31 protein-coding genes are annotated in these 20,907 nt (G+C 48.1%); 1 reads left to right on the top strand and 30 read right to left on the bottom strand.

Annotated elements, in window-relative coordinates:
* Positions 1-26: 26 nt before the first annotated feature.
* The gene (locus tag IC229_RS18360; protein ID WP_190888467.1) at positions 27-4,019 is read left to right on the top strand and encodes an AAA domain-containing protein; all 3,993 of its coding nucleotides are present in this window, start codon (positions 27-29) and stop codon (positions 4,017-4,019) included.
* Positions 4,020-4,076: 57 nt separating this feature from the next.
* Here the strand turns inward: IC229_RS18360 and carA are convergent, their stop codons facing one another.
* The 30 genes from carA to rplC all read right to left on the bottom strand — a co-directional run.
* Positions 4,077-5,180: a glutamine-hydrolyzing carbamoyl-phosphate synthase small subunit gene (carA, locus tag IC229_RS18355; protein ID WP_190888466.1), complete on the bottom strand. Its 1,104-nt coding sequence runs from the start codon at positions 5,178-5,180 to the stop codon at positions 4,077-4,079.
* Between the two features lie 82 nt (positions 5,181-5,262).
* Complete coding sequence (rplQ, locus tag IC229_RS18350; protein WP_190888465.1) at positions 5,263-6,075, bottom strand: 50S ribosomal protein L17; 813 nt, start codon at positions 6,073-6,075, stop codon at positions 5,263-5,265.
* A gap of 81 nt (positions 6,076-6,156) precedes the next feature.
* Positions 6,157-7,146: a DNA-directed RNA polymerase subunit alpha gene (locus IC229_RS18345; protein ID WP_190888464.1), complete on the bottom strand. Its 990-nt coding sequence runs from the start codon at positions 7,144-7,146 to the stop codon at positions 6,157-6,159.
* A gap of 145 nt (positions 7,147-7,291) precedes the next feature.
* Complete coding sequence (gene rpsD, locus IC229_RS18340; RefSeq protein ID WP_190888463.1) at positions 7,292-7,897, bottom strand: 30S ribosomal protein S4; 606 nt, start codon at positions 7,895-7,897, stop codon at positions 7,292-7,294.
* Positions 7,898-7,974: 77 nt separating this feature from the next.
* Entirely contained in the window at positions 7,975-8,370 is a 396-nt protein-coding gene (gene rpsK, locus IC229_RS18335) for a 30S ribosomal protein S11 (protein WP_077919278.1), read from the bottom strand.
* Positions 8,371-8,470: 100 nt separating this feature from the next.
* The gene (rpsM, locus tag IC229_RS18330; RefSeq protein ID WP_012930220.1) at positions 8,471-8,848 is read right to left on the bottom strand and encodes a 30S ribosomal protein S13; all 378 of its coding nucleotides are present in this window, start codon (positions 8,846-8,848) and stop codon (positions 8,471-8,473) included.
* A 2-nt stretch (positions 8,849-8,850) separates the two neighbouring features.
* A complete protein-coding gene (gene ykgO / locus IC229_RS18325; protein WP_018618719.1) occupies positions 8,851-8,967 on the bottom strand; it encodes a type B 50S ribosomal protein L36 in 117 nt (38 codons plus the stop codon).
* A gap of 89 nt (positions 8,968-9,056) precedes the next feature.
* Entirely contained in the window at positions 9,057-9,275 is a 219-nt protein-coding gene (gene infA, locus IC229_RS18320; protein WP_018618718.1) for a translation initiation factor IF-1, read from the bottom strand.
* Between the two features lie 7 nt (positions 9,276-9,282).
* Positions 9,283-10,095 carry a type I methionyl aminopeptidase gene (gene map, locus IC229_RS18315; protein ID WP_190888462.1) on the bottom strand — a complete coding sequence of 271 codons (813 nt, stop codon included), beginning with the start codon at positions 10,093-10,095 and terminating at the stop codon, positions 9,283-9,285.
* Between the two features lie 32 nt (positions 10,096-10,127).
* Complete coding sequence (gene secY / locus IC229_RS18310; protein ID WP_190888461.1) at positions 10,128-11,444, bottom strand: preprotein translocase subunit SecY; 1,317 nt, start codon at positions 11,442-11,444, stop codon at positions 10,128-10,130.
* 32 nt (positions 11,445-11,476) lie between these two features.
* Complete coding sequence (rplO, locus tag IC229_RS18305; RefSeq protein ID WP_190888460.1) at positions 11,477-11,953, bottom strand: 50S ribosomal protein L15; 477 nt, start codon at positions 11,951-11,953, stop codon at positions 11,477-11,479.
* A gap of 94 nt (positions 11,954-12,047) precedes the next feature.
* A complete protein-coding gene (rpmD, locus tag IC229_RS18300) occupies positions 12,048-12,227 on the bottom strand; it encodes a 50S ribosomal protein L30 (protein ID WP_190888459.1) in 180 nt (59 codons plus the stop codon).
* A gap of 18 nt (positions 12,228-12,245) precedes the next feature.
* Positions 12,246-12,764 (bottom strand): 30S ribosomal protein S5, encoded by a 519-nt coding sequence (gene rpsE, locus IC229_RS18295; protein ID WP_190888458.1) that lies wholly within the window; start codon positions 12,762-12,764, stop codon positions 12,246-12,248.
* A gap of 3 nt (positions 12,765-12,767) precedes the next feature.
* A complete protein-coding gene (gene rplR / locus IC229_RS18290; protein WP_223834066.1) occupies positions 12,768-13,121 on the bottom strand; it encodes a 50S ribosomal protein L18 in 354 nt (117 codons plus the stop codon).
* 87 nt (positions 13,122-13,208) lie between these two features.
* On the bottom strand, positions 13,209-13,766 hold the full coding sequence (gene rplF, locus IC229_RS18285) for a 50S ribosomal protein L6 (protein WP_190888457.1): 558 nt from the start codon (positions 13,764-13,766) through the stop codon (positions 13,209-13,211).
* A 13-nt stretch (positions 13,767-13,779) separates the two neighbouring features.
* The gene (gene rpsH, locus IC229_RS18280; protein WP_190888456.1) at positions 13,780-14,178 is read right to left on the bottom strand and encodes a 30S ribosomal protein S8; all 399 of its coding nucleotides are present in this window, start codon (positions 14,176-14,178) and stop codon (positions 13,780-13,782) included.
* A 91-nt stretch (positions 14,179-14,269) separates the two neighbouring features.
* Entirely contained in the window at positions 14,270-14,539 is a 270-nt protein-coding gene (rpsN, locus tag IC229_RS18275) for a 30S ribosomal protein S14 (protein WP_020600943.1), read from the bottom strand.
* A 23-nt stretch (positions 14,540-14,562) separates the two neighbouring features.
* The gene (rplE, locus tag IC229_RS18270) at positions 14,563-15,117 is read right to left on the bottom strand and encodes a 50S ribosomal protein L5 (protein ID WP_190888455.1); all 555 of its coding nucleotides are present in this window, start codon (positions 15,115-15,117) and stop codon (positions 14,563-14,565) included.
* A gap of 15 nt (positions 15,118-15,132) precedes the next feature.
* Positions 15,133-15,489: a 50S ribosomal protein L24 gene (gene rplX, locus IC229_RS18265; protein ID WP_190888454.1), complete on the bottom strand. Its 357-nt coding sequence runs from the start codon at positions 15,487-15,489 to the stop codon at positions 15,133-15,135.
* A 3-nt stretch (positions 15,490-15,492) separates the two neighbouring features.
* Positions 15,493-15,861 (bottom strand): 50S ribosomal protein L14, encoded by a 369-nt coding sequence (gene rplN / locus IC229_RS18260; protein ID WP_018618706.1) that lies wholly within the window; start codon positions 15,859-15,861, stop codon positions 15,493-15,495.
* Between the two features lie 3 nt (positions 15,862-15,864).
* Complete coding sequence (rpsQ, locus tag IC229_RS35755; protein ID WP_394355961.1) at positions 15,865-16,092, bottom strand: 30S ribosomal protein S17; 228 nt, start codon at positions 16,090-16,092, stop codon at positions 15,865-15,867.
* Positions 16,093-16,283: 191 nt separating this feature from the next.
* Entirely contained in the window at positions 16,284-16,478 is a 195-nt protein-coding gene (gene rpmC / locus IC229_RS18250) for a 50S ribosomal protein L29 (protein WP_190888452.1), read from the bottom strand.
* A 20-nt stretch (positions 16,479-16,498) separates the two neighbouring features.
* Positions 16,499-16,930: a 50S ribosomal protein L16 gene (gene rplP, locus IC229_RS18245; protein ID WP_190888451.1), complete on the bottom strand. Its 432-nt coding sequence runs from the start codon at positions 16,928-16,930 to the stop codon at positions 16,499-16,501.
* An 84-nt stretch (positions 16,931-17,014) separates the two neighbouring features.
* Positions 17,015-17,911, bottom strand: a complete 897-nt coding sequence (gene rpsC, locus IC229_RS18240; RefSeq protein ID WP_190888450.1) for a 30S ribosomal protein S3 — start codon at positions 17,909-17,911, stop codon at positions 17,015-17,017.
* A 6-nt stretch (positions 17,912-17,917) separates the two neighbouring features.
* Positions 17,918-18,310, bottom strand: coding sequence for a 50S ribosomal protein L22 (rplV, locus tag IC229_RS18235; RefSeq protein ID WP_190888449.1), 393 nt, complete (start codon positions 18,308-18,310; stop codon positions 17,918-17,920).
* A gap of 106 nt (positions 18,311-18,416) precedes the next feature.
* Positions 18,417-18,695 carry a 30S ribosomal protein S19 gene (gene rpsS / locus IC229_RS18230; protein ID WP_190888448.1) on the bottom strand — a complete coding sequence of 93 codons (279 nt, stop codon included), beginning with the start codon at positions 18,693-18,695 and terminating at the stop codon, positions 18,417-18,419.
* Between the two features lie 9 nt (positions 18,696-18,704).
* Positions 18,705-19,529: a 50S ribosomal protein L2 gene (rplB, locus tag IC229_RS18225; protein ID WP_190888447.1), complete on the bottom strand. Its 825-nt coding sequence runs from the start codon at positions 19,527-19,529 to the stop codon at positions 18,705-18,707.
* A gap of 28 nt (positions 19,530-19,557) precedes the next feature.
* Positions 19,558-19,845: a 50S ribosomal protein L23 gene (gene rplW, locus IC229_RS18220; protein ID WP_190888446.1), complete on the bottom strand. Its 288-nt coding sequence runs from the start codon at positions 19,843-19,845 to the stop codon at positions 19,558-19,560.
* A 2-nt stretch (positions 19,846-19,847) separates the two neighbouring features.
* Positions 19,848-20,477, bottom strand: coding sequence for a 50S ribosomal protein L4 (rplD, locus tag IC229_RS18215; RefSeq protein WP_190888445.1), 630 nt, complete (start codon positions 20,475-20,477; stop codon positions 19,848-19,850).
* Positions 20,478-20,480: 3 nt separating this feature from the next.
* The coding region (gene rplC, locus IC229_RS18210) for a 50S ribosomal protein L3 (protein WP_190888444.1) at positions 20,481-20,907 on the bottom strand (427 nt) is incomplete at its 5' end.

The raw sequence follows: 20,907 nt of genomic DNA, 5'->3' as shown, positions 1-20,907 counted from the left end.
ATAGGATAGAATCGTAGATTCCACCCATGTTATCTGCTAACGTATTACGCACGTTTCGCCGTCGATCAACCAATCTCAGTAGCCGAAATCGCTCACTGTTGCTCACTAGTTTACCCGCTGGTCAGTTTCTGGACCTGCACGAAACCGATTTTCTCCTTAACAAGCCATCATTCAGCCTCATTGCCGACCTGATTGCCCGTAAACCTTCGATGTCGCTTTGCGAAGTTATTGACCCTCGACAGGAACGTAGCAACGAAGTGAGTCGGAAACTTCGACGTATCGACCGAACGGCTCGATTCATTGAGGAAGAGCGCGGTACGGAAGATTTGTACGTTGGCTGGCCCTTTGTGAAAGGCAAATTTCTGGACGATACGGTAATTCACGGGCCTCTGTTATTTTTTCCGATACAGATTCAGCAGCAGGGTAAATTCTGGAAACTCACCCGCCGGGGAGACGAACTAGCGTTTTTGAATCCGACGCTGGCGCTGGCATACGGTCAATTTAATCAGGTAAAGTTGCCCGACGAGATTATTGAGAAAACGCTGGACGACTTCGACCGCGATCCACTGGCCTTCCGTACCCAACTCTATGAATGGCTGAAAACAACCCCGCTCGAAATCAATTTCAATCAGGACTTATTTATAGATAAACTCCTGTTTTTCAACAAACAAACCACCAAAGACCTCGCCCAACTCGAACGTACCGGCGAACTGAAACTATATCCAGAAGCCGTACTAGGCATTTTCCCCCAAGCAGGTTCGTTTCTCGTCCCGGACTATGACAAGTTAATTGCGGAGGGGGAAGAGCTTAGGATTGAAGAGGAAGATTTTTCTGATACCATCTCTCCACTAAGCCCTTCTCCCCATGCCTTCCCCCCCATGCCCTCTGCCCCTTTGCCTGAAAAATCCATCCACACGCCTTTGCTGATGGATGCGTCGCAGGAAGCGGCTGTGCGTGCGGTGAAGTCAGGGCAATCGCTGGTGGTGCAGGGGCCGCCGGGAACGGGAAAATCGCAATTGATCGCGAACCTCATGGCCGATGCGGCTGCGTCGGGAAAACGTGTGCTGCTGGTGTGCCAGAAACGGGCCGCCCTCGACGTAGTACAGGAGCGACTTCAGCAAGTTGGCATGGGTTCCTTTCTTGCGCTGATTCACGATTTTCAGGATGACCGGCGCGCTTTGTACGCTCAGATTGCAGGTCAGATTAACCAGATCGATACGTATCGTCAACAGAATAACAGTCTGAATGCAGTACTGCTCGAACGAGATTTCGACGTAGAGAGCCGACGAATTGACGAAACGGTCAGTGAATTACAAGCGTTTAAAGACGCCCTTTTTGATACAAGTATTTGCGGAGTTTCGGCGAAAGAGTTATACCTGACGATCGACTCAGTCATTGAGGTAATTCCATTAGAAGATAGTTATCCACAATTCCATTTAATCAATGTGGATAACTTTACTCGGCGACTTACCGATTATGCTGCTTACCAAAATCGATTAGGAGCTGACCATGTATGGTCAGAGCGAGTGAGTTTTGCGTCTTTTACGAACGCCGACTTACCCAAAGCAGAACAGGCAATCGTGCAGTGGCAACAGCTTCGCAACCGAACGAACGAAGAAACGAATAAACTGTTAGGACAGCCTTTATCACTTAACCAACTAGCTGATTGGCAGTCACATGACTGGGATTTAACAGCTCTACTTACGTTGCTCGAAGCAGCGGACACCCCTACCCTTTGGGCCGTCATACGGGTGTTACGTGACTCCCCAACGCATCCGGCTATGACAACGGATGAAGCTAAACTAGAACAACTCGCTGATGCCTGGGATGATACGTTAACTCCTCCCGGCACTGAGTCATCGTTATCCACAACTGATTTACGCAGCTTCCGAACATTGCTGGCCGATGCGTTAAAGGCTCGTTCATCGTGGATAACCTGGAATTGGTGGCAATTGACCAATCCAGGAAAATCGCAGTTACAAACCGTGGTTTCGGCGAATGGTTTGACACTATCACAGAGTGATTTACAAATACTAGAGCAACGTATTGACAAACGTATTCGTCTGGAGGCTATTCGCCATGAGACCACTACGTTGCTCACGGGCCTCTCAATCCCAGAAACGCCTGACAGCTTGCGTCTACTACGTCGTGCACAACACCTAACCGAGCGTTTAAGGGATATAACTCCTTTACGGCAGATTCCCGAATCGCGCTGGCAAACACATGAGCAATTTGTCGAATCTGTTCGGGCAATACTCGCGCTGGCAGCGAACGTAGCACAAATGCAAAGTGCCACACAGACGTATCTGACGCTTAACCAATTGAGTAAAATTTGGGTAGATGACGTATTTACGGGTGACTTTCGCCGAATTCTCCGGCGCGATTTTGATTTGATTGTCGAAGCAGACCACCTGCAGGAAGGCTTTTCGGACGTAGAGAAAACCGTTGTCGACCGACTAAAACAACAGGCATCTCCAGATTGGCTTGCCGCATTTCAAACGAGTCTTCGGCAGGCCTGGCTCGATCACATCGAGAATATTTACCCGATACTACGTAGCGTATCGTCGCTGAAAATGGGTCAATGGGAACAAGCCTTACAGGAAAGCGTTGGTCGTAAACAAACACTTAGTCGGGACATTCTTCTGGTAAAACTCCGCGAACAGACGTACCGAAACCTGACGTTCAATCGCCTGAACAACGTAGTAACGTACCGGGATTTGCTTCACCAAACTACCAAGAAACGTAATATCTGGCCGGTACGTAAGTTAATGGAGTCGTTCGCTGATGAGGTATTTAAACTAGTTCCGTGTTGGCTGGCTTCGCCCGAATCGGTATCGGCCATGTTTCCGTTACGTGATGATTTATTCGATTTGGTCATTTTTGATGAAGCGTCACAGTGTTTTGCCGAAAACGGTGTTCCAGCGATGGCTCGCGGGAAGCAGGTAGTCGTAACGGGGGATAATCAACAACTACGTCCGAGTGATCTATACCGAACCCGTCTGGATGATACCGATCAGGAAGAAGAGATTCCTGTCGCGCTTGAAGTTGAATCGCTTCTGGAATTAGCCGCCCAGCAATTGCCCCAGGTGTCGTTAACTGAACACTACCGCAGCCACTCGCTCGACCTCATTACGTTCTCAAACGAGCATTTTTACGAGAGTAAACTTTCTTTGCTCCCCCATTTCGACGACATCAATCGTCGCGAACCCTCAATTCGTTATATGAACGTAAAGGGAGTCTGGCAACAAAATACAAACCCCGTCGAAGCAGAAGCCGTTATCCAACTTCTCGACCAGCTGGCGACCGAAATGCCGGGCCGATCGGTAGGCATCGTTACGTTCAACTATCCGCAGCAGCAACTCATTCAGGATATGCTGGAAAGTAACGCAGAAACGCTGCCCACAGATAACATTGCGGATCAGGTACTGGAAAGCCGTATCTCCGCGTTACAGTTATTCGTCAAAAATATAGAAAACGTCCAGGGCGACGAGCGCGACGTTATCATTTTCTCTGTAGGGTACGCACCTGACGAGCGTGGTCGACTATCTGCACAATTTGGCAGCCTAAACGCACGTGGTGGCGAGAATCGATTGAACGTAGCAGTTACGCGCGCTCGCGAACGGGTCTACGTAGTAACGAGCCTATGGCCTGAACAATTGAACGTAGCAGAAACTGCTAATCCTGGCCCCAAACTGTTAAAATCGTATTTGAGTTATGCGCTTAACGTAGCACAGCAGCAGTTCCAGCCCTCGCCCAACTCCCAACAGGTTCTACCATCAGGCGCGTTGTTAAAAAACAAACTAGCAGCTCAACACTCGAATTGGCGTCCCGAATTACCCTTCGCTGATTTAACCGTCAAATCCAATGCTACGTATGAATCGCTCGTTCTGACGGATGACGATGCTTATTACCAGCAAACCCCAAAACAGGCCCACGCTTATTTGCCCATCGCCTTGCAATCGCGTCATTGGGCATTCCAACGGAAGTGGAGTCGGGAATTCTGGCGAGGAGTTGAGTAACACGGATTTCCGCCCACATTACTCAACAAAAAAGCCTGAGTTTCCCCAGGCTTTCTGTTATTCTTTCATCATTTGCACAAACTGATCGAACAGGTAGTGCGAATCGTGCGGGCCGGGCGACGATTCCGGGTGGTATTGCACCGAAAACGCGGGTTTATCTTTCCGTCGAATTCCCTCAATTGTCTTGTCGTTGAGGTTGATGTGAGTGAGTTCAACGTTGGGATGGTCCATTACCTCATCGGCTTTCACTGCAAAACCGTGATTTTGCGACGTTACTTCACAGTGGCCCGTAATCAGGTTTTTTACTGGATGATTCAACCCACGGTGGCCGTTGTGCATTTTATAGGTCGAAATACCGCTCGCCAGCGACAGAATCTGATGCCCGAGGCAAATACCGAATAAAGGCTTATCGGTATCCAGAGCCTGCGTAACGGTTTCGACAGCATAGGGCATAGCAGCCGGGTCACCAGGGCCATTTGCTATGAAATAACCGTTCGGTTTCCAGGCAGCTAATTCATCATGTGGCGTCCGTGCCGGGAACACTTTGCAGAAAACACCTCGCTGATTGAAGTTAGTCAGGATGCTACGTTTCACACCCAAGTCCAGAACAGCCACGCGCAAACTAGCTTCAGGGTCGCCCTGCTCATAAGATTCTTTGGTACAAACCTCCGACGAAAGCTCCAGACCCGCCATATCCGGCACTTTATTCAGTTCGGCAAGTAAGACGGCCGGGTCAAGAATTTCGGACGAAATAATGCAGTTCATTACACCTTTCGAACGAATATAACGTACCAACTGTCGCGTATCGACCCCGTGAATACCAACTATGTTTGCCTTCTCGAAATAATCCTGTAGCGAACCATCAGCGGTGTAGCGAGAGTGAATATTCGAGAAGAAATTGCAAACCATGGCCCGAATTTTAACGCCATTCGATTCCTGCTCACCATTATTCAGCACACCATAATTACCAATGTGCGAGGTCGTATTGATAATCACCTGACCGTAGTAAGACGGATCGGTATAAATTTCCTGATAGCCGGTCATACCGGTATTAAAGCAAATCTCTCCTCCGGCTGTACCAATTTTACCGAGCGCTAGCCCTTTGTAAACTGTTCCATCCTGTAAAACCAACAATGCTTCAGGTTGCTTCGTGTGTTTCATCTATTCGTTTTGGCTTGAAAGACTAAAAAAAAGGGCTAACCGGTGCGGTTAACCCATTTCTATATGACGTGTTCGTAGGTCACTATTCTTCGGCTTCTTTACCACCTTTTAAACGATCCTGCAATTCTGCAAGCTCATCCCATTTACCGTCACGTGCCAGAGCAGCCTGTTCATTCCAGGTTGTAGCATCGTGTACGTTGAAACGGGGGCCAGCTTCCGTCAAGACTTGCTGAACAGTTTCGTCCTGAGCATCGGCCAACTGTGCAAAGGTAGTAATACCTGCGTTGTTGAGCAACTCTGCGATCTTCGGACCAATACCTTCAATTTTAGTCAAGTCATCGCTAGAGGTCGTGCTAGCCGCTGGTGCTTCTTCAACTTCAGTAGCTTCTACGGCTGGAGCAGCCTCTTCAACAACTTCAGCAGATGGAACTTCAGTTGACGCAGCAGCCTGACGCGTTCCAGCACCAGCTCCGCGACGGCTCCGACGTGTTTTGGTTGCAGCAGCTGCTTTTTCAGCAACGGCAGCAACTAGCAATTCGTTGAAATCGACCAATTCAATCAGGCACGTATCGGCGTTGTCGCCAAGCCGATTACCTAATTTGATGATACGTGTATAACCACCTGGACGGCTGGCAATTTTATCAGCTACCGCACCGAATAATTCCTTGATGGTTTCTTTGTTATGCAGCGACTGGAATACAACCCGACGATTCTGGAACGTATCATCTTTCGCCTTTGTCAGAATAGGCTCTACGAACTTGCGGAGTTCCTTCGCTTTAGCCACCGTCGTCTCGATACGCTTGTGCATAATCAGCGACGTAGCCAGGTTCTGGAGCATCGCTTCGCGGTGCGAATGTGTCCGACCTAAGTGATTATCTTTTTTACCGTGTCTCATTGTTATTTTGGCATGGGGCTCGGGGCATGGGGCTCGGGGTTGTCTGTCCCTACGCCCTAATCCCTATGCCCATCGCAGCTTTTAGTCTTCGTCTAATCTGTACTTCGAGACGTCCATACCGAACGTCAGGTTTTTCTCTGCCACCAGTTGCTCTAATTCGGTTAATGATTTCTTTCCGAAGTTGCGGAATTTCATCATATCCGAAATTTCTAACCGAACCAGGTCACCCAATGTCCGAACATCAGCCGACTTAAGACAGTTGTAGGCACGTACTGAAAGGTCGAGGTCGGCCAACGACGTTTTCAGCAGTTTGCGCATATGCAGTACTTCTTCATCAACAACATTCTCTTCTTCCGGCTTGGTCGTTTCGAATGTCATCGTTTGATCAGAGAACAGCATGAAATGCTGAATCAGGATATAAGCAGCACCTTTCAGCGCATCTTCCGGGTGGATTGAACCATCCGTTTCAATATCCAGCAACAGCCGTTCAAAGTCCGTTTTCTGTTCAACCCGCGTATTTTCAACGCTATATTTCACGTTTTTAATCGGCGTGTAAATAGCATCGATCGGGATATGTCCAAACGGAAGTTCGTTGGCACGAGGCTCGTCGGCGGGAACGTAGCCGCGGCCTTTTTCCACAAAAATTTCCATCTCTAAATCCCGCGTATCGTCGATGTGACAGATTTCCAGTTCGGGGTTCAACACCTCAAACGAGGGCGAGAATTTAGATATATCACCAGCTTTTAAAACTGATTGCTTTTTGATGTTGACGGTAATCTTGTTGTCAACCATGTCCGAAATTTTCTTGAACCGGATCATTTTCAGGTTCAGAATAATTTCTGTCACATCTTCAACAACACCCTCGATGGAAGAGAATTCATGTAACACACCGGGAAATTTTACGCTTGTAATGGCGTAGCCTTCCAACGAGGAAAGCAAAATGCGACGTAGCGCATTCCCAATGGTTACACCGTATCCTTTTTCAAGGGGTTTAAATTCAAACACCCCGTGAAAGTCGTCAGCTTTCTCCACTACGACTTTGTCGGGCATCTGGAACGCTAATATTGACATACGTTTCGTATTTTTACAGCAGTTCTCTGCCTTGGCGTGAAGACTCTAAAACAAGTTTTCCGCTTACTGTTTACCGTTTTCTGTTAGGTATAGCGAGTATTAACACACAACTGCCAACAGAAAACGGTAATCAATAAACTATCTATTACTTCGAATACAATTCGACGATGGCCTGCTCGTTGAAGTTCTCCGGGATTTGATCGCGCTCAGGGTAGCTAATAAACTTACCCGTCAATTGTTGCGCATCCCACTCAACCCAGTTATACCGTTTCGTATTGCGAGCCGCTACGCTGGTTGTGATTGCTTCCAGCGATTTCGATTTCTCCCGAACGCTGATCAGTTGACCTGGTTTCAGAGAGTATGAAGGAATGTTAACTACCTCGCCATCAACAACAATGTGTTTGTGAGCTACTAACTGGCGAGCTGACCGACGCGATGAAGCGATACCTAGACGATAGACCGTATTATCTAAACGGGCTTCGCATAATTTAAGCAGGTTTTCACCCGTGATTCCCTCACGAACCTGAGCCCGGTGGAATAAGGCACGGAACTGACGTTCCAGAATACCGTAGGTGTATTTTACTTTCTGCTTTTCTGTTAATTGGAGCGCATATTCGGATTGTTTCCGTTTGCGGCCCCGACCGTGCATACCCGGTCCGTAATTTTTTTTCTGGAGCGCTTTGCTCGGTCCCATCACGGGTTCGCCGAACTTCCGCGAAATTTTGGCTTTTGGCCCTGTGTAACGTGCCATTCTTTAATGAATGAATAATTGTGAAACATTGGACAGACACAACCGAATGTCGCCTGCCCCTATTCATGCCATCCGTATTATACGCGACGACGTTTTGGCGGCCGGCATCCATTGTGCGGCAGCGGGGTAATATCACGGATAGTCGTTACTTCGATACCCGAATTCTGAATGGTGCGGATAGCTGATTCACGACCAGATCCTGGACCTTTCACAAACACCTCAGCTTTGCGCATACCCAGGTCATGAGCAACAGCAGCACAGTTCTGAGCAGCCGTTTGAGCAGCATACGGTGTATTTTTCTTCGAGCCACGGAAGCCCATTTTACCAGCTGAAGCCCAGGAAATTACTTGGCCATTCATGTTGGTAATTGAAATGATGATGTTGTTGAACGTAGCCCGGATATGTACCTGACCAACGGGTTCAACAATTACCACCCGCTTTTTCGCTTTGTCTTTGCGTTTTGCTTGAGCCATTGTTTTTAGGTAATCGTCAATGTGTCACCGGTTATCATTACTTGCCATTTACAGATAAAATGGCCCCAAATGCTCCGTATGACGATGAGCGACCGATTAATTATTTCGTTACTTTTTTCTTGTTAGCAACAGTCTTACGTTTCCCTTTCCGAGTACGTGAGTTATTTTTCGTATGCTGACCACGAACGGGTAACCCTTTCCGGTGACGCAGACCACGGTAGCAACCGATGTCCATCAGTCGTTTGATGCTCAACTGAACCTCAGAGCGTAACTGACCTTCGACTTTGTACTCGTTAGAAATTGCGTTACGAACAGCACTAGCTTCTTCGTCCGACCATTCGCTGGCTTTTTTGTCGACACTAATACCTGCGTCGGTCAGAATTTTTTTCGCCCGGCTCCGGCCAATGCCAAAGATGTAGGTCAGCGCAATTTCACCACGCTTTTTGTCTGGAATATCAACACCTGCAATACGTGCCATGCTTAGCCTTGTCTTTGTTTATAACGGGGATTCTTTTTGTTGATCACGTACAGCTTCCCTTTCCGCCGGATCACTTTGCAGTCTTCGCTGCGCTTCTTGATTGACGCTTTAACTTTCATGGTAAAAGTTTCCGTTTACTGTTTTCAATCTCCAGTTTACCTTTCAGTCGACTTAATCATGACTAGAAAGCAAATCGAAAACTGAAAACTTATTTATACCGATACACGATTCTTGCCTTACTTAAATCATAAGGCGACATTTCCAGCTTCACACGATCTCCCGGCAAAATCTTAATGTAATTCATGCGCATTTTGCCGGAGATGTGAGCAATTACCTCATGCTTGTTGGCCAGTTCGACCCGAAACATAGCATTCGATAATGCTTCCAAAATAATACCGTCTTGTTCTATAGAATTCTGCTTTGCCATATTCGCTTTAAGCCACCACCAGTTCCTGAGATTCAACCATCAGGCTCGTATTTGCGGTAACTGCTTCAATGTATTCGAAGGTTGTTAGAATCTCGGGCTTCCCTTTCCGAACAGCCACCGTATGCTCAAAGTGAGCCGATGGTTTTCTATCGACAGTCCGAATTGTCCAGCCGTCACGTTCCTGTACTACTCCTTTCTTGCCGAAGTTAATCATAGGCTCAATCGCCAAAATCATTCCTTCCTGCAACTTCGGCCCTTGACCTCGCTTGCCGTAGTTTGGTACTTCAGGGGCTTCGTGTAAGTTCTGACCTACGCCATGACCTACTAATTCCCGCACAACCGAATAACCGAACTTCTCAGTGAATGTCTGAATGGCATAACCGATATCACCGACTCGATTTCCCTCAATAGCTTTTTCAACGCCAATGTAGAGAGACTCCTTCGTGCGGGCTAAGAGCCGACGTACTGCTGGTGCTACGTCGCCAATTGGATACGTATAAGCACTGTCGCTATGATACCCGTTCAGTTTAACACCGCAGTCAATCGAGACAATATCCCCGTCGCGAAGTTCATAGCGGCTAGGAATGCCATGTACTACCACATCATTGATGGAAATACAGAGTGAGGCAGGAAACTTATTATAGCCTAAGAAAGAAGGAGAGCCACCATTATCCTTAATAAACGTTTCAGCAACGGTATCTAGTTCCTTGGTGGTAACGCCTGGTCGAATAAGTTTAGCCACTTCAGCATGGGCCTTTCCAAGCACCTGCGCACTGGCTTTAATCAGAGCGATTTCTTCGTCGCTTCTGAAATAAATCATCTTATCCTTTTTGTCAGAACCACTCATTTCACTTAAGCTGCTACCGTTTCGTTGGTCCGCCCCTGTACTCTACCCGATTTCATCAACCCTTCGTAGCGACGCATTAACAGATAGCTTTCAACCTGTTGTAGCGTATCAAGTACAACACCGACCATGATCAGCAACGACGTACCGCCGAAGAACTGAGCAAATCCACTGGTCATACCTAATAGATTCGCAATGGCAGGCAGGATAGCAACGATAGCCAGCATAATAGCACCAGGCAACGTAATACGGTCAAGTACTGTACCGATGTATTCTGATGTCTGAATGCCAGGTTTTACGCCGGGAATGAATCCACCACTACGTTTCATATCATCTGCTATTTGTACTGGGTTAACAGAAATAGCAGTGTAGAAGAACGTAAAGATGATGATCAACAGGCCAAACAATACATTGTACTGCCAGGTCGTATAACTCTGGAAAGCGTTCTGAATACTAGCAGCAAAATCGCTTTTCTCAGAAAACAAACCTGCTACGTAGGTTGGAATAAACATCAGAGCCTGCGCAAAGATGATAGGCATTACGCCAGCCGCATTCAGTTTCAGAGGCAAATACTGCCGCTGACCGCCTACAACTTTGTTACCAATCACTTGCTTGGCGTACTGAATCGGAATCCGACGAACAGCTTGAGTCAGCACAACAGCTCCCATTACTACGAAGTACAGAGCCACTAATTCCAGCACAAAAAGCAGAATACCGCTTGAACCGCGTGACTGTTGCTCACCGATGATAGCACCTGGAAGCCGGGAAACGATACCAATCATGATGATCATGGAAATACCATTTCCGATTCCTTTATCCGTGATACGTTCGCCCAGCCACATACAGAAGATGGTACCCGACGTCAGGATAAATACAGAAGCTATTGTGAATAAACCACGGTCGATAAAGAGCGCTTCCGCAGGAATCGTCGTATTTACATACGTAATGGCTTGTACAGCCGTAACACCAATAGTTAGCACGCGCGTAATCTGGTTCAGTCGCTTACGTCCCGATTCACCTTCCTTCTGCATTTTCTGGAAGTAAGGCAACGCTAATGTAAGAAGCTGGATAGCAATCGATGCCGAGATATACGGCATGATACCCAACGCAAAGATTGACGCTTTACTGAACGCTCCCCCTAAAAAGGTATCGAGCAAGCCAAGTAATCCTCCTGTATTGATGTTCAACTTGCTTGGGTCAACGCCTGGCAATACAATTGCCGAACCTAACCGAAACGCAGTTATGAACAACAACGTGTTGAGGATTCGACTCCGCAACTCGTCAATTGCAAAAATATTCTTAAACGTGGTGATGAGTCGGTTCATAAAAATAGGTCGGCTACTGCCTTACTCACAACTTAGTTCGCTGCTTCCTCGTTCGCTTCTTTCGTTGGCACTACGGCCTTACCACCTGCTTTTTCAATAGCATCTTTCGCACTCGTCGAAAAAGCATGCGCATGAATTTCAATAGCAGACGTCAATTCGCCCCGGCTCAATACTTTCACCAGGTCTTTTTTACTTACCAAACCATGTTGACGGAGGAAATCCAGGTCAACAACGGTTGCTTTGGTTTCGTCAACCAGAGCCTGGATGCTATCCAGATTGAGAGGTTTATACTCGACGCGGTTAATATTTTTGAAGCCGAATTTTGGCACACGACGTTGAAGTGGCATCTGACCACCTTCGAAGTGTGTTTTACGACTGTACCCTGAACGCGATTGCGCTCCTTTGTGACCACGCGTGGACGTACCGCCCATGCCTGATCCTTGCCCGCGTCCGACTCGCTTGCGCTCACTGACGGAACCTTTTGCCGGTCTAAGGTTGCTTAAATTCATTGGTCTATTTGTAAAAAGTGATTCTTTTGGCTCCTCCTGGCGGCTTTAACGTAGCGTCAAAACGACCCGAAAACCAAAAGAATCGCAAAGGTACTTAAATTTCTTCAACTTTCACCAGGTGCTGCACCTTATTGATTGCACCTTTCAGCGCGTCGTTGTATTCGAGCTCAACGCTGCGGTTAATTTTGCCCAAGCCTAACGACTTGATAGCGTTTTTTTGCGATAACGGCCGCTTGATGGTGCTGCGGACTTGCGTGATACGTACTCGTGCCATGTCAGTTGCTCCTTTTTATTAACCGTTAAATACTTTAGCCAAGCTTACCTGACGCTGGAAAGCCACCTGATGCGGCAAGCGCATTTTGAGCAGAGCGTCTAACGTAGCTTTTACTACGTTGTGTGGGTTCGACGAACCTTTCGATTTAGCCAGGATGTCATGTATACCAGCCGATTCAAGAACGGCCCGCATAGCACCACCAGCAATTACACCCGTACCGGGAGCAGCTGGTTTCAGCAGTACAAAACCACCACTGAATTTACCTTCCATTTCGTGAGGAACCGTGCGTTTCAGGAGGGGAACTTGTACCAGATTTTTCTTAGCATCTTCCACACCTTTTGCAATGGCGTCGGTTACTTCATTGGCTTTACCCAATCCGTACCCAACTACGCCGTTACCATCGCCGACGACCACGATCGCCGAAAAACTGAACCGGCGACCACCTTTTACCACCTTCGCTACGCGATTGATGGCTACCACCTTTTCTTTCAGGTCGGCTTCGTTGAATTTTGTCGGTCTTGCTGAATTAATATTCATCGCTTAGAACTTAAGGCCTCCCTCGCGGGCTGCATCGGCCAGTGCTTTTACTTTACCGTGATATAAGTAGCCGTTACGGTCGAACACAGCTGCGCTGATGTTCTGAGCAACTGCTTTCTCGGCCAGGCGCTGGCCCACTTTTTTCGCCGTGTCCAGGGTATTCCCTTCAGCTTCGCTTTTCAACTCAACCGATGAAGCAGCTGCCAGCGTGCGGCCTGCTACGTCGTCGATAAGTTGTGCGTAGATTGCTTTGTTCGAACGGAAAACCGACAGGCGCGGACGCTCGGCCGTACCCGAAACTTTAGCTCGGATACCGAACTTAATCCGCTGTCTTCTTTCTTGTTTATTCGTTGCCATCTTATTTGATTCCGACCAAATAGGCGTTTATTATGTCAGGTTTCGGGTTCAACATTTCACGTAGTGCTACGTTGAACCTGAAACAAATTATTTCTTAGACGAAGTCTTACCAGCTTTCCGGCGAACTTGCTCACCAACGAAGCGGATACCTTTGCCTTTGTAAGGCTCAACTTTACGCAACGAACGGATTTTAGCCGCTACGTCGCCAAGAAGTTGTTTATCGATACCTTCCAGATATACTTTAGGGTTCTGTCCTTTCTCGGTAACAGCCGTTACTTTGATCTCTTGAGGAACTGCTACGTACACATTGTGCGAGTAGCCTAATTGTAACTCAAGAACGTTATTGTTAACAGCTGCTTTGTAACCAACCCCAATAATTTCAAGGTTTAGTTTGTAGCCTTCGCTAACACCGGTTACCATGTTGTTCACCAATGAACGGTACAGACCGTGCATTGCTTTGTGACGCTTCTGGTCGGTGGGGCGTGCTACCTGAATGTGTCCTTCCTCGATTGCAACCGAAATGTCCGGGTCAACCGATTGGGTTAGGGTGCCTTTAGGCCCTTTTACCGTCACGACATTTTGATTGTCGACAGACAACGTTACGTTGCTGGGCAGGGCGATGGGTTTCTTACCTATACGTGACATCGTTCAATTCGGATTAATAGACGTAACACAATACCTCTCCGCCCACGTTCAGCGTCTTCGCTTCCTTATCGGTCATCACACCTTTCGAAGTCGAAAGGATAGCAACGCCTAATCCGTTCAGGATACGTGGCAGGTTGTCAGCACCCCGATACTGTCGCAGACCTGGGCGGCTGATGCGTTGCAGATCAACGATAGCCGATTGCTTCGTTGTTGGGTTGTACTTCAGAGCAATTTTGATAGAGCCCTGTGGAGTACTATCGTCGAACTTGTAGTTCTGGATGTACCCTTTATCGTACAAAACCTTGGTAATTTCTTTCTTTATATTAGAAGCAGGGATTTCCACAACCCGGTGCCGAGCACGGATAGCGTTTCTGACACGAGTCAGGTAATCTGCTATTGGATCTGTATTCATTCTTAGCGTTGCGTTACTTGCAAATCCCTGTTTTTCAAAAGAGTTCGCAAAATTACGGAAACTGAATTACAAATAGAAATGGAATCTGGAATTACCAGCTTGCCTTGGTTACACCTGGGATTTTACCTGCCGATGCCATCTCACGGAATGTTACCCGCGAAATACCAAACTTGCGCATGTAGCCCCGGGGACGTCCTGTAAGTTTGCAACGATTGTGCAGACGTACTGGCGATGCATTTTTAGGCAGCTTGTCCAGACCGATATAGTCACCGGCTTCTTTTAAAGCCTTACGTTTCGCAGCGTATTTGGCAACTAGCGCTTCACGCTTCCGTTCCCGTGCTTTGATTGATTCTTTTGCCATTGTCTTAGCCTTTGTGTCGGTTATTATTTACCACTTTTAGCAAACGGCATTCCCATTGCTTTCAGCAACTCGTAGCTTTCGTTGTCGGTATTCGCGGTCGTTACGAACGTAATGTCCATACCTGAAATGCGAGCTACTTTGTCGATGCTGATTTCTGGGAAGATAATCTGCTCCTGCACGCCGAACGTATAGTTACCACGGCCATCGAATCCTTTATCGCTGATGCCTTTAAAGTCACGAACCCGTGGAAGCGATACCGATGTCAGACGATCCAGGAATTCATACATACGTACGCCACGTAGTGTCACCTTCGCACCGATGGGCATTTTCTCCCGCAGTTTGAAGTTCGAAACAGCCTTCTTCGACAAGGTCGGAACGGCTTTCTGGCCCGTGATCATCGTCAGTTCTTCGACGCCTACGTCAACCAGTTTCTTGTCAGCGACAGCAGCTCCGATCCCTTTGTTAATGACAATTTTGCTCAGACGCGGCACTTGCATGACCGACTTATACTGAAACTTGTCTTTCAGTTGAGGAACTACCTCGCTCAAATATTTTTCTTTCAGTCTTGGCGTTGCCATTTTCTTAGACCTTTATTATTTACGGACGTCAGGGATGAAATTGCCGGTCTTTTTCGAGAACCGTTGTAGTTTACCCTTATCATTCAACTTACGACCCGTGCGGGTTGGTTCGCCGGTAGCTGGATCAACCAGTTTCAGATTACTGATATGGACTGAACCTTCCGTTTTTTCCAGGCTCCCCTGCGGACTAGAGGCCGTTGGTTTGAGGTGTTTCGTAATCATTGCAACACCTTCTACACGAGCGCGGTCTTTTTCAACGATTATTTCTTTTACCACGCCACGCTGGCCTTTCGAGTTACCGCCAATCACCAGAACAGTATCACCCGTTTTGATGTGGAATTTATGTTTCGGTAGCGTTATTTTCTTTTCCATTGCTTAAAGCACCTCCGGGGCTAACGATACAATTTTCATGAATTGCTTTTCGCGCAATTCGCGGGCTACAGGCCCAAAAATCCGGGTACCACGTGGCTCATCGTTATTATTGAGCAACACGGCGGCATTGTCTTCAAAGCGAATGTACGACCCATCTTTCCGACGTACCTCTTTCTTTGTCCGAACAACAACGGCTTTCGATACCGTTCCTTTCTTCATGCTGCTGGACGACAACGCCTGTTTCACCGTTACGACGATTTTATCACCGACCGATGCATACCGCTTGCCTGTACCGCCCAGAACGCGGATAACGAGTACTTCTTTAGCACCACTGTTATCTGCTACACCTAATCTTGATTCTTGCTGTACCATGGCTTACTTCGCTTTTTCGATGATTTCGACTAACCGCCAACGCTTATTTTTGCTTAATGGGCGGGTTTCCATCACGCGAACCGTGTCGCCGATACCACACTCATTATTTTCATCATGAACCGTCAGTTTCTTCGTTTTCGTCTGAAACTTGTGGTACAACGGGTGTTTCACTTTACGATCGATAGATACCGTAATAGTTTTCTGCATTTTATTGCTGGTTACCCGTCCGATACGCTCTTTCCGAGCGTTACGTTCCGACGCCGATTTGGCTTCGCTCGTTGCGGGAGCGGTTGCCTTCGGCTCTTCCTTTGCTGCGGCCACGGGAGCTTGTACTTCTTCCTGTGGAGTCGTTTCTGCTGCTGCCGCCGGAGTTGTTTCCTCCTGCGGTGCTGGTGCTTGTTGCTCTTCCATCGTCGTTCTAATTAGGCTTGCCGCGATTTCGCTGTCAGTTCTGTGTGTAAGCGAGCAATCCGTTTACGGCTCTCGCGGATGCGCATCGGGTTCTCGATTGGAGACACAGCATGCGCAAAATTCAGTTTCTGCAGTCGGTCCTGCTCAGCACCAATTTCAGTACGTAGTTGGTCGGCCGACAATCCTTTTAAATCTTCTTTTTTCATCTTGTTCGTCGCTTAGGGTATTATTCCTCGACTTGCTCCTGATAATCACGTCGAACCACAAATTTGGTCCGAACAGGTAGTTTTTGAGCAGCCAGACGGAGTGCTTCCATGCCGGTGGCTAAATCAACACCCGTTGCTTCGAACATAATCGTGCCGGGTTTCACTACGGCAACCCAATATTCGGGAGCACCTTTACCTTTACCCATCCGTACTTCGGCTGGCTTTTTCGTAATCGGCTTGTCAGGGAAAATACGAATCCAAACCTGACCTTCCCGTTTCATGGCACGGGTTACGGAAATACGAGCGGCTTCAATCTGACGGGCAGTGATACGTCCTGGCTCCAGCGATTTGATACCGAACGTACCGAAAGCGATTTCATGGCCGCGCGACGCGATACCTGGAATCCTTCCTTTATGTTGTTTGCGGAATCTTGTTCTTTTTGGCTGTAACATAGCTCTAAAAGTTGTAGTCGATAGTGGTTAGTCGATAGTCGATAGAATTGCTAAAGACCGGTAACTGACGACTGTTGACTAAATTTATCGTCTTGGTCCTCCACCGCGATTACCACCCTGGCCACCGCCACCTCCACGATTGCCACCTTGGCCACCGCCACCGCGATTACCACCTTGACCACCGCCACCACGGTTATTACCACCACGGTCGTTACGATCACCACGGCCACGACCACCACGGTCGTTACCTTCACGATCACCACGAGGTCCACGACGGTCACCACGGTCATTTGAAGAAGCGCTACGTTCGCCGGCTTGTGCCTGGCTCATCATGGCTGCCGGAGACAGATCACGTTTGCCGTACACTTCACCTTTGAAAATCCACACCTTGATGCCGATTTTACCATATACGGTTTGTGCTTCCGAGATAGCGTAATCGATGTCGGCACGTAGCGTATGCAGAGGTACACGGCCTTCTTTATATTGCTCCGAACGGGCAATTTCAGCACCACCTAAACGACCCGATACTTTCACTTTGATACCTTGAGCACCAACGCGAAGCGCCGACTGAATGGCTTGCTTCATAGCCCGACGAAACGAAATCCGCGCCTGCAACTGCTGAGCGATAGCTTCGCCAACCAGTTTAGCGTCAACTTCAGGCCGTTTGATTTCGAAGATATTGATCTGAACGTCTTTGCCCGTTACTTTTTTCAACTCTTCTTTAATCTTATCGACTTCGCCACCGCCTTTACCGATAACAATACCGGGGCGAGCTGTGTGAATCGTCAACGTAACGCGTTTCAGCGTCCGTTCAATAACTACCCGAGCGATGGCTCCTTTCGGAATACGGGCTGCTACGTATTTGCGGATTTTCTCGTCTTCAACAAGCTTATCTGCAAATTCTTTACCGCCGTACCAGCTCGACTCCCAGCCCCGAACAATACCAAGTCGCAGGCCAATTGGATTTATTTTTTGTCCCATTTCCTTTTATTGTTCGTTTTCAGGGGTTTCTGATTCTGCCGCATCCAGTACAGGTTGTGCTGCACTGTCGACCACGATGGTAATGTGGTTCGAGCGCTTCCGAATCCGGTGACCACGTCCCTGAGGAGCAGGGCGCAGGCGTTTCAGCATCGGACCGCCATCGACAAAAATCGTTTTTACGTAGAGGTCAGCGTCTTCAATACGCTCATCCTCATTTTTCTGCTGCCAGTTAGCAACTGCCGAGAGCAGAACTTTCTGCAATATGTCGGCACCTGCCTGTGGCTGGTATTTCAACAGACCCAACGCCCGGCTAACGCGCTGACCACGAATCAGGTCGGCGATTAACCGCATCTTACGGGGCGACGTGGGCACATCTCTAAGTCTTGCTACTGCTTCCATTTGGAATTTGAGTTGTAAGGTTATATAGTTATTAGGTTGTAGGGTTTGCAGTTCATAAACTTTATAACTTTATAACTTTTCAACCTTACAACTATACAACTTTCGTTTATCGTTTGCCCTTGTCTTTCTTTGCGGTGTGCCCACGGAAGTTGCGCGTTGGTGAGAACTCACCAAGCTTATGACCTACCATGTTCTCCGTTACGTATACTGGGATGAACTTGTTTCCGTTGTGAACGGCGAAGGTGTGGCCTACGAAATCCGGCGAAATCATCGAACGACGCGACCAGGTTTTGATGACCGATTTCTTGCCCGAGTCATTTTGCAACTGAACTTTGTTGTCCAGACGAAAATCGATATATGGGCCTTTTTTAAGTGAACGTGCCATTTTTATCTGTTACTTTTTGCGTCGGCTAATAATCATTTTTTCAGATGGCTTATTCCGGTTACGGGTCTTCTGACCTTTCGCGTACTGACCATTGCGCGAACGTGGGTGACCACCCGACGCCCGGCCTTCACCACCACCCATCGGGTGATCGACTGGGTTCATCACAACACCACGAACGCGTGGGCGAATACCCAGCCAGCGGCTCCGACCAGCCTTACCAATTACTACGTTCATATGGTCGGGGTTCGATACCGAACCAACCGTTGCCATACCAGCACTCAATACACGACGGGTTTCGCCGGAAGGCAGACGCAGGATTGCGTATTTGTCTTCACGACCAACCAACTGTGCATACGTACCAGCCGAACGGGCCATCGAGCCACCTTTACCAGGCGTCAGCTCAATGTTGTGAACGATAGTACCAATCGGCATATCTGCCAGTGGTAGCGCGTTACCTACGTCAGGAGTAGAGCCGGTGCCCGACTGAATCTTCTGACCAATTACGATACCTTGTGGGGCAATGATGTAGCGTTTTTCACCATCAGCGTATTGCACCAACGCGATGCGGGCTGAACGGTTTGGATCGTATTCTACAGTCAAAACTTCGGCAGGTTGGCCGACTTTGTCGCGCTTAAAGTCAATAATACGGTAGTGCCGCTTATGACCTCCTCCAATGTAGCGCATAGTGCGGTGGCCTTCGTTGTTACGGCCACCGGTTCTCTTAATGGGCTCCAGCAGGCTTTTTTCCGGCTTGGAGGCTGTCAGTTCCGCGAAATCGGGTGCCACGCGAAAACGTGTACTCGGCGTTACTGGTCTTAGTTTTTTAACTCCCATGACTGATTATTGTAGAGCAATGCTCGGTTTACAGGTCTGCGTAAATATCAATTACCTCGCCCTCTGCCACCGTTACGATTGCTTTTTTCGTGGTTGGGGTCTTGCCCGATACAACACGTCCGTTAATGTTTTTGCTACGTTTCTTTCCGTATACCCGGAACGTATTCACAGCTTCTACGTTAACGCCGTACATTTTCTCGACGGCTTTGCCGATTTCGAGTTTGTTCGCCTTTAATTCAACCTCAAAAGCATACTTCCCTTGCTTGTTAAGGCCCGTCATTTTTTCGGTGACGATTGGTCGTTTCAGTACGCTCATGATTATTGTTGAAACAATGTTTGAATGGTTGACAGTGCTTCCTCGCTGATGAGCAGTTGGTCAGCATTCATCAGATCGTAGGTATTAACCTGCGCAGCTGTCGTTACTTTCGCTTTCTGTACGTTCCGGCTCGACAATACTACGTTCGTATTTACGTCGGGCAGAATCAGCAGCGTTTTGCGACCCGTTACGTTCAGATCATTCAGAAACTGAATGTAATCTTTTGTACGGGGAGCTTCCAGCGCGATGCTGTCAATAACCGAAATGCTGTTCGACTGCGCTTTTACGGCATAAGCCGATTGGCGAGCCAGCGATTTCACTTTTTTGTTCAGCTTGAAACTATAGTCGCGGGGGCGAGGTCCGAAGATGGTACCACCACCAACAAATACGGGCGACTTAGCACTACCAGCACGAGCACCGCCTGTACCTTTTTGTTTCTTCAGTTTGCGAGTCGAGTGAGCATTTTCAGCACGCTCTTTCGCTTTGTGGGTTCCTTGCCGTTGGTTGGCTAAGTACTGTTTCACGTCGAGGTAAATCGCGTGCTGGTTTGGCGTGATGCCGAAAACCTCATCCGAAAGGGAGACCTTTTTGCCTGTGTCTTCGCCCTTGCTGTTATATACGATTACTTCCATGACCTACTTCTCGATAATAACGTATGAATTTTTGGCACCCGGAACTGAACCGCTAACAACGAGCAGGTTTTGCTCGGGCAGAATACGTAGCACACGAAGGTTTTGAACCTTTACGCGATTGCCACCCATCCGACCGGCCATACGAAGACCTTTGAACACGCGTGAGGGGAACGAACACGCGCCGATCGAACCTGGGTGACGACCCCGGTTATGCTGACCGTGCGTTTGACCGCCTACACCACCGAATCCGTGACGTTTCACAACGCCTTGGAAACCACGACCTTTTGCTGTTCCAACTACGTCAACGAAGTCAGCTTCAACAAATATGTCGGCTACCGTGAGGGTTTCGCCCAGATTCAGCTCTTGCTCGAATTCTTTGAATTCAACCAGTTTGCGTTTAGGCGTAGTACCGGCCTTTTTGAAGTGGCCC

It is taken from the genome of Spirosoma profusum, from assembly GCF_014699005.1.
GTDB lineage: Bacteria > Bacteroidota > Bacteroidia > Cytophagales > Spirosomataceae > Spirosoma > Spirosoma profusum.
The sequence above is the reverse complement of the archived record's forward strand: the minus strand, read 5'-3'. Positions and strand labels throughout refer to the sequence as shown.

What these genes read in the sequence shown, in the direction of transcription:
- IC229_RS18360 (WP_190888467.1), top strand. Translation starts at nt 27, where the DNA reads ATGTTATCTGCTAACGTATTACGCACGTTTCGCCGTCGATCAACCAAT.
- carA (WP_190888466.1), bottom strand. Translation starts at nt 5,180, where the DNA reads ATGAAACACACGAAGCAACCTGAAGCATTGTTGGTTTTACAGGATGGA.
- rplQ (WP_190888465.1), bottom strand. Translation starts at nt 6,075, where the DNA reads ATGAGACACGGTAAAAAAGATAATCACTTAGGTCGGACACATTCGCAC.
- IC229_RS18345 (WP_190888464.1), bottom strand. Translation starts at nt 7,146, where the DNA reads ATGTCAATATTAGCGTTCCAGATGCCCGACAAAGTCGTAGTGGAGAAA.
- rpsD (WP_190888463.1), bottom strand. Translation starts at nt 7,897, where the DNA reads ATGGCACGTTACACAGGGCCAAAAGCCAAAATTTCGCGGAAGTTCGGC.
- rpsK (WP_077919278.1), bottom strand. Translation starts at nt 8,370, where the DNA reads ATGGCTCAAGCAAAACGCAAAGACAAAGCGAAAAAGCGGGTGGTAATT.
- rpsM (WP_012930220.1), bottom strand. Translation starts at nt 8,848, where the DNA reads ATGGCACGTATTGCAGGTGTTGATATTCCAGACAAAAAGCGTGGTGAA.
- ykgO (WP_018618719.1), bottom strand. Translation starts at nt 8,967, where the DNA reads ATGAAAGTTAAAGCGTCAATCAAGAAGCGCAGCGAAGACTGCAAAGTG.
- infA (WP_018618718.1), bottom strand. Translation starts at nt 9,275, where the DNA reads ATGGCAAAGCAGAATTCTATAGAACAAGACGGTATTATTTTGGAAGCA.
- map (WP_190888462.1), bottom strand. Translation starts at nt 10,095, where the DNA reads ATGATTTATTTCAGAAGCGACGAAGAAATCGCTCTGATTAAAGCCAGT.
- secY (WP_190888461.1), bottom strand. Translation starts at nt 11,444, where the DNA reads ATGAACCGACTCATCACCACGTTTAAGAATATTTTTGCAATTGACGAG.
- rplO (WP_190888460.1), bottom strand. Translation starts at nt 11,953, where the DNA reads ATGAATTTAAGCAACCTTAGACCGGCAAAAGGTTCCGTCAGTGAGCGC.
- rpmD (WP_190888459.1), bottom strand. Translation starts at nt 12,227, where the DNA reads ATGGCACGAGTACGTATCACGCAAGTCCGCAGCACCATCAAGCGGCCG.
- rpsE (WP_190888458.1), bottom strand. Translation starts at nt 12,764, where the DNA reads ATGAATATTAATTCAGCAAGACCGACAAAATTCAACGAAGCCGACCTG.
- rplR (WP_223834066.1), bottom strand. Translation starts at nt 13,121, where the DNA reads ATGGCAACGAATAAACAAGAAAGAAGACAGCGGATTAAGTTCGGTATC.
- rplF (WP_190888457.1), bottom strand. Translation starts at nt 13,766, where the DNA reads ATGTCACGTATAGGTAAGAAACCCATCGCCCTGCCCAGCAACGTAACG.
- rpsH (WP_190888456.1), bottom strand. Translation starts at nt 14,178, where the DNA reads ATGAATACAGATCCAATAGCAGATTACCTGACTCGTGTCAGAAACGCT.
- rpsN (WP_020600943.1), bottom strand. Translation starts at nt 14,539, where the DNA reads ATGGCAAAAGAATCAATCAAAGCACGGGAACGGAAGCGTGAAGCGCTA.
- rplE (WP_190888455.1), bottom strand. Translation starts at nt 15,117, where the DNA reads ATGGCAACGCCAAGACTGAAAGAAAAATATTTGAGCGAGGTAGTTCCT.
- rplX (WP_190888454.1), bottom strand. Translation starts at nt 15,489, where the DNA reads ATGGAAAAGAAAATAACGCTACCGAAACATAAATTCCACATCAAAACG.
- rplN (WP_018618706.1), bottom strand. Translation starts at nt 15,861, where the DNA reads ATGGTACAGCAAGAATCAAGATTAGGTGTAGCAGATAACAGTGGTGCT.
- rpmC (WP_190888452.1), bottom strand. Translation starts at nt 16,478, where the DNA reads ATGAAAAAAGAAGATTTAAAAGGATTGTCGGCCGACCAACTACGTACT.
- rplP (WP_190888451.1), bottom strand. Translation starts at nt 16,930, where the DNA reads ATGTTACAGCCAAAAAGAACAAGATTCCGCAAACAACATAAAGGAAGG.
- rpsC (WP_190888450.1), bottom strand. Translation starts at nt 17,911, where the DNA reads ATGGGACAAAAAATAAATCCAATTGGCCTGCGACTTGGTATTGTTCGG.
- rplV (WP_190888449.1), bottom strand. Translation starts at nt 18,310, where the DNA reads ATGGAAGCAGTAGCAAGACTTAGAGATGTGCCCACGTCGCCCCGTAAG.
- rpsS (WP_190888448.1), bottom strand. Translation starts at nt 18,695, where the DNA reads ATGGCACGTTCACTTAAAAAAGGCCCATATATCGATTTTCGTCTGGAC.
- rplB (WP_190888447.1), bottom strand. Translation starts at nt 19,529, where the DNA reads ATGGGAGTTAAAAAACTAAGACCAGTAACGCCGAGTACACGTTTTCGC.
- rplW (WP_190888446.1), bottom strand. Translation starts at nt 19,845, where the DNA reads ATGAGCGTACTGAAACGACCAATCGTCACCGAAAAAATGACGGGCCTT.
- rplD (WP_190888445.1), bottom strand. Translation starts at nt 20,477, where the DNA reads ATGGAAGTAATCGTATATAACAGCAAGGGCGAAGACACAGGCAAAAAG.